The 10,977-nt window shown below is 67.4% G+C and carries 9 protein-coding genes; 2 read left to right on the top strand and 7 right to left on the bottom strand.

Annotated elements, in window-relative coordinates:
• Nucleotides 1–5: 5 nt before the first annotated feature.
• Both C1927_RS21225 and C1927_RS21230 read left to right on the top strand, forming a co-directional pair.
• A complete protein-coding gene (locus C1927_RS21225; RefSeq protein ID WP_079224440.1) occupies nt 6–968 on the top strand; it encodes a TerC family protein in 963 nt (320 codons plus the stop codon).
• A gap of 107 nt (nt 969–1,075) precedes the next feature.
• Nucleotides 1,076–1,855, top strand: coding sequence for a rhomboid family intramembrane serine protease (locus C1927_RS21230; protein WP_079224441.1), 780 nt, complete (start codon nt 1,076–1,078; stop codon nt 1,853–1,855).
• On the opposite strand, the gene C1927_RS21235 is transcribed toward C1927_RS21230, so the two are convergent.
• The 7 genes from C1927_RS21235 to rpmH form a co-directional block, all read right to left on the bottom strand.
• Nucleotides 1,852–2,820 carry a hypothetical protein gene (locus tag C1927_RS21235; protein WP_108747730.1) on the bottom strand — a complete coding sequence of 323 codons (969 nt, stop codon included), beginning with the start codon at nt 2,818–2,820 and terminating at the stop codon, nt 1,852–1,854. The genes C1927_RS21230 and C1927_RS21235 overlap by 4 nt on opposite strands.
• A gap of 110 nt (nt 2,821–2,930) precedes the next feature.
• Nucleotides 2,931–4,046, bottom strand: a complete 1,116-nt coding sequence (locus tag C1927_RS21240) for a glycerophosphodiester phosphodiesterase (RefSeq protein WP_108747731.1) — start codon at nt 4,044–4,046, stop codon at nt 2,931–2,933.
• A 140-nt stretch (nt 4,047–4,186) separates the two neighbouring features.
• Nucleotides 4,187–5,536: a tRNA uridine-5-carboxymethylaminomethyl(34) synthesis GTPase MnmE gene (mnmE, locus tag C1927_RS21245; RefSeq protein ID WP_108747732.1), complete on the bottom strand. Its 1,350-nt coding sequence runs from the start codon at nt 5,534–5,536 to the stop codon at nt 4,187–4,189.
• A gap of 3 nt (nt 5,537–5,539) precedes the next feature.
• Nucleotides 5,540–8,209: a polysaccharide deacetylase family protein gene (locus C1927_RS21250; protein WP_079224445.1), complete on the bottom strand. Its 2,670-nt coding sequence runs from the start codon at nt 8,207–8,209 to the stop codon at nt 5,540–5,542.
• A gap of 158 nt (nt 8,210–8,367) precedes the next feature.
• Nucleotides 8,368–10,083 carry a membrane protein insertase YidC gene (yidC, locus tag C1927_RS21255; RefSeq protein ID WP_079224446.1) on the bottom strand — a complete coding sequence of 572 codons (1,716 nt, stop codon included), beginning with the start codon at nt 10,081–10,083 and terminating at the stop codon, nt 8,368–8,370.
• Nucleotides 10,083–10,577 carry a ribonuclease P protein component gene (gene rnpA / locus C1927_RS21260; RefSeq protein ID WP_079224447.1) on the bottom strand — a complete coding sequence of 165 codons (495 nt, stop codon included), beginning with the start codon at nt 10,575–10,577 and terminating at the stop codon, nt 10,083–10,085. Before rnpA ends, yidC begins: the two co-directional genes overlap by 1 nt.
• Nucleotides 10,578–10,582: 5 nt before the next feature.
• Nucleotides 10,583–10,723: a 50S ribosomal protein L34 gene (rpmH, locus tag C1927_RS21265; RefSeq protein WP_005411729.1), complete on the bottom strand. Its 141-nt coding sequence runs from the start codon at nt 10,721–10,723 to the stop codon at nt 10,583–10,585.
• Nucleotides 10,724–10,977 lie beyond the last annotated feature (254 nt).

Below are 10,977 nucleotides of genomic sequence, written 5' to 3' on the forward strand. Positions count from 1 at the left end.
TCCCAATGCAGACGATCGGTAATGTGTGGATGTGGGGCGGCTTCGTGGCGGTGGTCATCATCGCCCTGCTCGTCGACCTGGTGTTGATGCGCCACGGCGGACCGCACAAGGTCACCTTCAAGGAGGCCCTGTGGTGGTCCATCGGCTGGGTCGCGCTGGCCCTGCTGTTCAACGCAGGCCTCTGGTATTACCTCAGCGAGACCGCCGGCCAGGTGGTGGCCAACAAGGTCGGCCTGGAGTTCCTGACCGGCTACCTGGTCGAGAAGGCCCTGGCGGTGGACAACATCTTTGTCTTCCTGATGATCATGAGCTACTTCGCGGTGCCGGAGGAGCAGCGCCAGAAGGTGCTGATCATCGGCATCCTGGGCGCGATCGTGCTGCGTACGATCATGATCTTCGCCGGCAGCGTGCTGATCAGCCAGTTCCATTGGCTGCTCTACGTGTTCGGTGCCTTCCTGCTCTTCACCGGCTGGAAGATGTGGTTCGCCGCCGGCCAGGAGCCGGACCTGGAGACCAACCCGGCCCTGCGCTGGATGCGCAAGCACCTGCGCCTGCTGCCGGACTACGCCGGCAACGCGATGAGCGTGATGCGCGACGGCAAGCGCTGGTTCACCCCGCTGTTCGCGGTGCTGATCCTGATCGCGGTGACCGACGTGATCTTCGCGGTGGACAGCATCCCGGCGATCTTCGCCATCACCACCGACCCGTTCATCGTGCTCACCTCCAACGTGTTCGCGGTGCTGGGCCTGCGTGCGATGTTCTTCCTGCTGGCCGGCATGGCCGACCGCTTCCACTTGCTGCCGTACGGCCTGGCGCTGGTGCTGGGCTTCATCGGCATCAAGATGATGATCATCGACCTGTTCAAGATCCCGACCCCGGTGTCGCTGGGCGTGGTCGCCGCGATCATCGCCGCCACCGTGGTGCTCAGCCTGAAGTACCCGCCGAAGGAAGACGCCGGCCAGGCCTGAGCCTGACCGGCCTGCGGCACGCGGCCGGCGGGATTGTCCCGTCGGCCGCTTCCACTCTCCCGTTGCGCTGGCCTTGGTTTCGCGCCGGCCACCGCCATTGCTGAGGTATGGACAACAACACGCCCCTGCCCGCCGGTGACGTGCCGGCCCCCCGCAACGACCGCATGCGCATCCTGCGGGCGTTCAATGTCAGCCTGGCCGCCGTGCTGGTGCTGGTGGCCGTGTTCGCCCTGCAGGGCAGCTTCGACTGGCGGCCGTGGGCGGTGGCACCGCTGGAGGCCAAGGGCCTGCTGGGGCTGATCGGCGGGCCGATGCTGCACGCCTCGGTCGAGCACATCGCCGCCAATGGCTTTGCGATCCTGATCCTCGGCACCCTGGCCGGCAGCGTGTACCCGAAAGCCACCGTGCGTGCCCTGCCCCTGCTGTGGCTGGGTTCGGGCATCGGCGCATGGATGCTGGGCAACCCCGGCAGCGTGCACCTGGGCGCCAGCGGCGTGACCCACGGCCTGATGTTCCTGCTGGCCAGCCTGGGCCTGCTGCGCCGCGACCGCGCAGCCATTGCCACCGGCCTGATCGGCATGCTGTTCTACGGCGGCATGCTGATGACCATCCTGCCGCATGCCGACGGCGTGTCCTGGCAGTCGCACATGGGCGGCGCCTTTGCCGGCATCATCGCTGCGCTGCTGTTCCGCAATGCCGACCCGATGACGCCACGCCAGCACTACAGCTGGGAGGACGAGGAGGACGAGGTCGAGGCGCTGGCCGACGACGAGCTTGAGCCGCCCTCGCCGCGCCGCGTGCCGGTGCTGTGGCAGCCGCGAGAGGGGCACGATTACGTGGTGGTCCCCTTCCGCCGGCCGGACGAGCCGCGCGACCGCACCTCCTAGCGCGGCATCCTGCCTGTGAGCGACGAGCGCAGGAAATGCACGGCAAAGAACAGCATCACCGGCGCCGCGAACAGGATGAAGGTCACGATCAGGGCGAACATGAAGGGCTGTTCGGCCCAGGTGTAGAGGACCCCGCCACTGCGCGGGGACCAGGAGACGTACCGCCCGCTTCCCAGGCTGCGCAGCGCCGACAGCAGCGCTGAGCCACCGAACATCAGCAGGAAGGCACCCAGCCAGGCGAACGTCACGCGGATCATCACGGGCAATCGCTCCCCCTGAGGCCGGCGATCCGGCCGACGCCCGGCAGGCACGCCATGCAAGCGTGCCTCGCGTTCGGCACGCTTTCTCTGCTTTCGCGTCATCGGCCGCGGCCTCGCCGTCGGCGGTGGGGTCGCGGCCACCGTGTCCGGGGACGGCGCAATGTCGACCACGTGGTCAGGCACGGGAAGCTCCAGGTAGGACGCCAGCGTCTGCATCCACTGGGTGGTGCGCCGGCTGCCCAGCGCCATCGGCACCGTGACGGGGGTCAACGCGTGCGCACTGCCGTCTTCCAGGATCAGCCACAAGGTGGTGCTGGCGTAATACCGGTGCCGGATGCGGCGCAGTTCCATGCGCAGCGGCGCAGCCAGCGGGAAGGTCTGTGACCGCTCGCGCAGGCCAAGCAGGTAGGTGGTACTGGACCGGCCGATGCCTCGACCACGCGAGAGAAGCAGGGTCTCGCGCATCTCGCCGTACACCAGCAGGGTCACCGACAGCACGACGACCAGCAGCCCGACCACGGCCAACGTGAGCAGGTCCAGCCCGCCCAGCCGGGCCAGGCGAGGACCGGCCGCAACAAGCAGCAGCCCCACCAGTACCGGTCCCGCCGTGCCAACGAACAGGCAGAGGCCTGCCTGCAGCACATTGCAGGAACGTATCTGCAGGTCACCCTGCGGCGTTTGACGATAGCGATGCAACAGCAGCATCCGGCCTCCCTTCCTTGGTCGGCTCCCTCGCAGCCTGCGCCCAGTATGCCCGCGATCGGCGCTGCATCCACATAGGTAGCGGCCGGGCTGTGCCCGGCGGCGTTGACGGGTCAGTTCGCGGCGTTCCCCGCCGCGCCCATGCCGTCCACCGCCTGTCGGCCCAGCGCCGGGTCATCGGTGAAGAACGCATCGATGCCGGTGGCCAGGTAGGCACGCATCTCGGCGATCGAGCCTTCCGGGTTGCGCGCGCTGTCGGCACCCTTGCGCAGGTTGCTGGCCTGGAAATGGTTTTCCGGGCGGAAGGTGTACGGGATCACCATCAGGCCGGCCGCATGTGCGTCACGCACCAGCGCCGTCGGCGTGCCCAGCGCACCGTTGGCCTCAAGCGGGATGATCGAACGCAGCTCCGGGCCGATGCCATCGGCGTAGCTGGCGATGTCCTTCAGCCCGGCCGGGGTCATCATCTGCGCATAGGTAAGCGTGCCACCGGCCTTGGCGACATCGGCCGGGCGGGCATCGCCCTTCCACAGCAGCTGCAGCAGGCGGATGTTGCTGCCACGGCCGATCTTGCCGCGCAGGTAGCGCAGGTTGGCGGTCTCGAACGACTGGATCGTGACCGGTGCGACGGCGGTATAGGCATTGCCGCGCAGCGCGGCCAGCACCTTGTCTTCCATCGGCAGGCCGATGGACTGGAAGTAGGTCGGGTGCTTGATTTCCGGCACCAGGCCGATGCCGCGGTTGGCACGGCCGGCCTGCTGGACAAGGAACGCCAGGATTTCGTCCAGGGTGGCGATGCGGAACTGGCCGTCGAAGGCGGTGCTGCGCAGTTCCGGCAGGCGCTCGCGGGTGTAGAGGGTCTTCAGCTCGGCCAGGGTGAAGTCTTCGGTGAACCAGCCTTCGACCTTCTCGCCATCGATGACCTTGGTAGTCTTCCGCTTGGCGAATTCCTTGTGCTCGGCGACGTCGGTGGTGCCACCGATCTCGTTCTCGTGGCGGGCCACCAGCACGCCGTCCTTGGTCATCACCAGGTCCGGCTCGATGTAGTCGGCGCCATCGGAGATGGCCTGCGCGTAGGCCGCCAGCGTGTGCTCGGGCAGCAGCGCGCTGGCGCCACGGTGGCCGTAGACCGAGACCTTGGCCGTGGCCGGGATGGAAGTTTCAGCACTCATGGCCACCGATGGTGCCACGGCCAGCGACAACAGCAACGCACAACCCCACGACTTCACTGCGACTTCCCCAAGCGGTATGTGATGGGGGTCAGTATGCGGCGGGAATATTACAACCGGGGGTGTCGGGCACGGGGTCGGATCCCTGCAGGGGCTCTGCCCCCCGCCCTTCGCAGCCGAGCGTGGGCTCGACTCTACAGCTACTTGCCGATGCAGAAGCTGGAAAAGATCCTGCCCAGCAGGTCATCGGCACTCATCTGGCCGGTGATCTCGCCCAGCGCATCATGCGCCAGCCGCAGTTCCTCGGCGGCCAGTTCCAGGTGCTCGTGCACCAGCTCGCCATCGGCGCGCTGCACATGTTCCTGCGCGCGTTCGATCGCATCGACATGGCGGGTACGCGCGGAGAACTCGCCGTCCACCTGCTCGCCCGCGCCAGCGGAGGCAATCGAACGCAGGTGCGCGTGCAGGTCTTCCAGGCCGGCACCGGTGGCGGCCGAGACGAACACGCGGTCCGGGTCGTCCAGCGCCGGCAACGCCGCCAGCAGGTCCGACTTGTTGTGGATGTAGACCTTGTGCGGCACGGCGGCCACGGCCTCGCCCAGCGCGGCTTCACCAGCGGCGGGGTCGCGTGCATCCAGCACGATCAGTGCGAGGTCGGTGCGCTCGATTTCCACATGGGCGCGGCGCATGCCTTCGCGTTCGATGGCGTCGCCACCGTCGCGCAGGCCGGCGGTGTCGACCAGGGTCAGCTCCAGGCCATCCAGGCGGATGGTCTCGCGCAGCGTGTCGCGGGTGGTGCCGGCAATGTCGGTGACGATGGCGCGCTCGCTGCCGGCCAGAGCGTTCAGCAGCGAGCTCTTGCCGGCGTTCGGCGGGCCGATCAGCACCGCATGCAGGCCATCGCGCAGGCGACGGCCGCGTTCTGCATCCCGGCGCAGCAGGGCCAGATCAGCGCGCGCCTGTTCAAGCCCGCGCCGTACCTGCGCGCCGCCGAGGGTATCCAGCGGTTCGTCGGCGAAGTCGATGGCCGCTTCCACGTGGATGCGCAGCAGCACCAGCTGTTCAACCACCGCATCGATGCGGCGCGAGAACACGCCATCCAGCGAACGACGTGCCGCGCGCGCGGCGCGGTTGTCGCCCGCGGCGATCAGGTCGGCGATGGCCTCGGCCTGGGCCAGGTCGAGCTTGCCGTTGAGGAACGCGCGTTCGCTGAACTCACCCGGGCGGGCCTGGCGTGCACCGAGCGCGATGCAGCGCGCGACCAGCTGCTGCAGCAGCACGGGGCTGCCGTGGCCCTGCAGTTCCACCACTTCTTCGCCGGTGAAGCTGTTCGGCGCGGGGAACCACAGCACGATGCCATCGTCGATCACCTCGCCGTCGGCGTCGCGCAGGCGTGCGTAGTGCGCGTGGCGCGGGCGCAGCGTGGGTGCGCCCAGCGCGCGGGCAATCACCGCAGCGCGCGGGCCGGACAGGCGCAGCAGGCCGACACCGCCAGCGCCGGGGGCACTGGCGATCGCCACGATGGTGTCGGTGCGGGTCACGTCGTTCATGGCTCAGAGCTTCTCCAGCTGCGCGCGCGCTTGGGCGGCGCCGCTGCCCTGCGGCTGCAGGGCCAGGTAGGTGGTGTAGGCCTGCTTCGCCTTGGCCTTGTCGCCGGCGTTGAAGTAGGCATCGCCCAGGTTGAGGTGGGCCACCGCACGCGACGGGTCGATCTTCAGGGTGTTTTCCAGCCAGCGCGCGGCTTCGGCATAACGCTGCTGGCGGAAGTAGACGAAGCCGAGGTTGTTGGCCGCCTGGGCGAAATCAGGACGCAGTTTCAGCGCTTCGGCAAACTGCGCGGCGGCCTCGTCGTACTGCTTCTCGCGGTACAGCTGCAGGCCGCGGTCGTTGGCCTGCTGCGCGCGCTGCCGGTCCGAGGCCGGGCCGGCGCTGGGCACCACCAGCCTGGCCTTGCCACCCTGCAGGTCGGCCACGGTCACCGGTGCCTGGCTGCCCTTGGCATCCTGCGCGGCATCGACCTTGTTGTTCAGTGCGATGGCATCCGGCGTCAGCTGGCGCGTATCGGCGTTGAGGTATTCCTGGCTGTCCGGCACCTGGAACACGAACTCACCGCCCTGCGAGCCGGGCAGGCTGCCGAAGGCCGGGGTCTGGTGCGAGACCGCCGAGACGGCCGGCGCCACGTAGGCGGCCAGCTCGGTACCGGTGATCAGGCCGTCGCCATTGAGGTCGCCCTTGCCGGCCAGCGCCTGCAGCAGCACCCAGGTGAACACCGAATGGCCGTTCGGACCGGCATCGGCGACCTGCTGGTCGGCACCGCCGGCGGTCAGCATCTGCCGCGCGCTGCGGCGGGCGTTCTCGCGCAGGAACGACGACGACGATGGGCCGCCACGGGTCAGGCCCAGGCCGCTGTAACAGGCATCCATCACGAACATCACGTGCTTGGCCTGCATGCTCTCGGCGATGTTCTGGATGTCGGTCATCGCGATGGCGTCGGTGGCGAATTCCTTCGGGTCCGAATCGACCGGGATGATGTAGCCGAGGTCACGCCCGGAGGCGAGCTGGCGGGTGGCACCATGGCCGGCGAAGAACACGAACACCCGGTCGTTCTTACCGGTGCGGTCGTCGGCCAGGCGGTCGTGGAAGGCGGCCAGGATGTTGTTGCGGGTGGCCTGCTCGTTCTTCAGCACGATCACCTGCGAGGACGGGAAGCCGAACTGCCCGGTCAGGGTATCGGCCACCGCCTGCGCATCGTGGCTGGCGTATTCCAGCTTCGGCCACTTGGCGTAGCTGTCGATGCCGACCACGATCGCCCACGACTTCTCGTAGCCGGTAGTGACGGTGGCATCGCTGGCTGCGCCCTTGCGCGTGCGGGCGACGGTGAAGTCACGGCCGTTCCAGCCGGCGAACTGGTAACCATCGGCAATCAGCCGATCCAGGATCTGCGGCAGCGCCTTCACCGCGCGGTCGTGGATGTCATGGAACAGGATGATGCCGCGCTGCTCCTTGTTCACCTGGCCGAGCACGCGCTGCACGATGGACTCCGGCACCGGGTCGGCCCAGTCCATCGAATCGATGTTCCACATGATCGACTTCAGGCCGGCTTCGTTGAGCAGCTGCAGGCCTTCGGCGTTGCGCGCGCCATACGGGAAACGGAACAGCGGCGCACGCTTGCTGTCGACGTCCTTCAGCAGGGTGTCGGTGTCGAGCACCTGCTGGCGCAGCGCATCGCCGGTGGTGCGCGAGAGCTGGGCGTGGGTCAGGCTGTGGTTGCCCACCGCGTAGCCCTCTTCCATCAGGTTGCGGCTGATCTTCGCCATCGGGCCCAGGCTGACCTTGCCGTCGGCCTCGATCTTGCCCAGGTTGCGGCCGACTTCGAAGAAGACGCCCGGCACGTCGTAGCGCTTGAGGATGGCGACCACTTCATCGGTGTAGGCCTTGTGCGGGCCATCATCGAAGGTCAGCACCACGGTCTTGGGCGGCAGGTCGCGGCCGAAGATCTCGCGGTCGCTGTCCTTCATCGACATCGGGTACGGCTCGATCACCCCATAGTCGCGCAGGATCGCCTCGCGGCTGTAATCCTTGTGCAGGTGGGCGATGTAGTCCTCCCACTTCTCGCGCTTCAGCTCGATGGCGCGGGTGCGCTCGAAACGGCTGAAGATGCGGGTCAGTTCCTGGTTGTAGTTGCGCTCGATCTCGTCCAGCGCGTCCAGGTCCTCGCCGATGCGCTGGTGCAGCTTCACCGCCGGCAGCGAGGAATCGGCGCCGACGCGTTCGTGCAGGTCACGCAGCACTTCGCGGAAGGCCAGGCGATCGGCATCGAACAGTTCGGGGGCTGATTCGATGTAGTCCAGCACCGTACCGAGGGTGGCAAAGCGCTGCGGGCTGCCACTGTGCAGCAGGCCGTCGAACTGCGTGGCGATGGCCGTGCGCTGTTCCAGGCCATCATGGAACAGCTGCTGCCCGACGCGCGTGGACGTGCCGCGGTCGGCGGCCGACTGCTGTTCCTCGTCGGCCAGCAGCACGATGATGCGGCGGTAGCCGTCCAGCTGCTTCTGCAGTGCGGCCAGCAGCGGCGCGGCGGCCGGGTCGGCGGCGGCGGCCTGCGCGCTGGGCTGGGTGACGGCGGCGGCGGGCGCCTTGCCCTCCTTGTCGCCGCAGCCGGCAACGACCAGGGTCAACAGCAGCGAGGGCAGGAACAGGCGGAACGACGACGCACGCGGCATGGCGGACTCGGAGGATGGGGACACGGTGTGCGGGCGATTCTACCCCTGCATGCGAAAAGCCCGCCTTGCGGCGGGCTTCTGCAGGGGTCAGCGTCGGTAGAGTCGACCGTTGGTCGACTGTTCCAACGCCAGTCGACTGACAGTCGACTCTACCCGGGTTATTTCTTTTTGACCGGAGCCGGTGCGGTGGTCGCCGGCAGCGGCTCGCCGCCGTGGCGCTTGGTCATCCACCACTGCTGCAGCAGGCCCAGGCCGCCGTTGACCACCCAGTACAGGACCAGGCCGGACGGCATGAAGGCCATCATGAAGCCGAAGACGATCGGCATGAACTGCATCATCTTCTGCTGCATCGGGTCCATGCCCGGTGCCGGGGTCAGCTTCTGCGTGGCCCACATCACCGCCACGTTGATGACCGGCAGTATGAAGTACGGGTCACGGGCGGTCAGGTCCTGGATCCAGCCCAGCCACGGCGCCTGGCGCAGTTCGACCGACTCGACCAGCACCCAGTACAGGGCGAAGAAGATCGGCATCTGGATGAGGATCGGCAGGCAGCCGCCCATCGGATTGATCTTTTCCTTCTTGTACAGCTCCATCATCGCGGTCTGGAACTTCTGGCGGTCATCGCCATAGCGTTCCTTCAGCTGCGCGATGCGCGGCTGGAAGCGACGCATCTTCGCACCGCTCTTGTACTGCACGGCCGACAGCGGGTAGAGCACCAGCTTCAGCAGCACCACCAGGCCGACGATCGCCCAGCCCCAGTTGCCGACCAGCTTGTGCACCTGGTTCAGCACCCAGAACAGGCCCTGGCCGATCACCGCCATCATCGAGAAGCGGCTGTAGTCGACCACGCGGTCCAGGCCCGGCACGTCTTCCTTGGCGATCTGGTTGACCAGCTTCGGGCCGACCCACAGGCGGGCTTCGGTGCTGGTGGACTGGCCCGGGGCCACGGTGAATGCCGGGCCACGCGCTTCGATCAGGTCACGACCGGCCACCTGCGACAGCACGTAGTGCGCGGTCTGGTCCTTCTGCGGGATCCAGGCGGTGAAGAAGTGGTGCTGCAGCATCGCCAGCCAGCCGCCGGTGATGTTCTGGTTCAGCGCGCCATCGTCCAGGTAATCCTTGAACGCGCGACGCTGGTACTTTTTGTCGTTGTCGTACCAGGTGGCACCGTTGAAGCTGAACGAGTCCGGGTTGGTCATGTTCCGCGACAGGATGGTCGGGGTACGGTCCAGGGTGCGGTAGACGTAGCCGTTCCACGGGGTGGTGCCGTTGTTGCTGACCTCGTCCTTGAAGCGCACGGCGTACTCGTTGCGCGACACGGTCAGGGTGCGCTTGATGGTCACGCCGTTGTCGGCGGTCCACACGAACGGGATCTGCAGTTCCTTCTGGCCATCGGCCAGGACGAAATCGCGGACGTCACCGACCAGCTTGAAGCCATCGGCGCCCGGCACCGGGGTGTTCTTGTCTTCGCTGGCCCAGCCGCTGATCGCGCTGTACGGATGCGCAGGGTCTTCGGTCAGCAGGCGGACCGGCGGGCTGCCTTCGTCCTTGGACTGCGGGAACTGCAGCAGCTCGGCGTCGAGCACGCGGCCGCCGTCCAGCACCAGGCGCAGCACGTCGGTGGTGACGGTCACGCGCTGGGCAGCCGGGGTGGCGCTGGCCTGGGCCTGCACCGCGGCCTGGCCGGGGGCACCGGGGACCTGCGCGCTGGGGATGCTGCCCGGGGCCGCCCCTGGAACGCTCTGTGCGGCGGCCTGGACCGACGTCGTGGTCGGTGCCGGGGTCGGTGCAGCCTTTTCACGGCTCCACTCCATCCACAGCAGCACGGCCACCATCAGCCAGGCAAAAATAAGGAATACGCGGGTCTGGTTCATCAGCGGGCAGGCTCGGCGGTGCCGGGACGCGATGCCGGCTCGGTCAAAGAGGGAGATGCAGTGCCATCTGGCGGCGGCATTGTGCCGTCCACGGCGGGCGCGGGCAATGCACGCAGGCGCCGCAGCAGGCGCAGGAACGCCTGACGGATATCGTCATTGCTGGCAGAACGCGCAGCACTGCGAGCCACGACGACGAAGTCGCCTGGCTGGATGTCGGTTCGTGTCTGACGCAGGATATCGCGCAGGACGCGCTTGATCCGGTTACGCCCGACGGCGTGCGGATCAACCTTGCGGGAAACCGCCAGACCCAGCCTGGCCGGCCGGTCAGCCGGCAGCCAGTGCAGGGTCATCAGCGGATCGGACACACGGCGGGCGCCGTTGAAGACCGTTGAATATTCGGCACGCGTGCGAACCCGCGCAGAGCGAGGGAATCGCTTGCGCGGGTCTGCAGTATTCACTGTCGAAGGGATTGCGTCTGCCGCGATGTGCGGCATGGCAATCAGGCGCTCAGGACTTTGCGGCCCTTGGCGCGGCGACGCGACAGGATCTTGCGGCCGTCAGCGGTCTTCATACGGGCACGGAAGCCGTGGTCGCGCTTACGCTTGAGGTTGCTGGGCTGGTAGGTGCGCTTGGTGGCCATGTGGGCCTCTCGTATGAATGGGACGGGAAAGAACCGGAAATTCTAGAGAGGTCTCCCCCCCCGCGTCAACCCCTTGTGACTACGCGAATTCATCGGCCTGTGCAATAGCTGTGGATGTTTTTGTGAATAAGTAGGGGACAAGCATTCCGAAGCCGGGCGCTCGGTGGTAGTCTGAGCCATCCATTTCCCCCTTTCAGGCCTGTGTTTGGGCGCGTTGTCGCGCCTGTCCACAGGCCACCGGACGATTATTGCCG

It is taken from the genome of Stenotrophomonas sp. ZAC14D1_NAIMI4_1, assembly GCF_003086775.1.
GTDB lineage: Bacteria > Pseudomonadota > Gammaproteobacteria > Xanthomonadales > Xanthomonadaceae > Stenotrophomonas.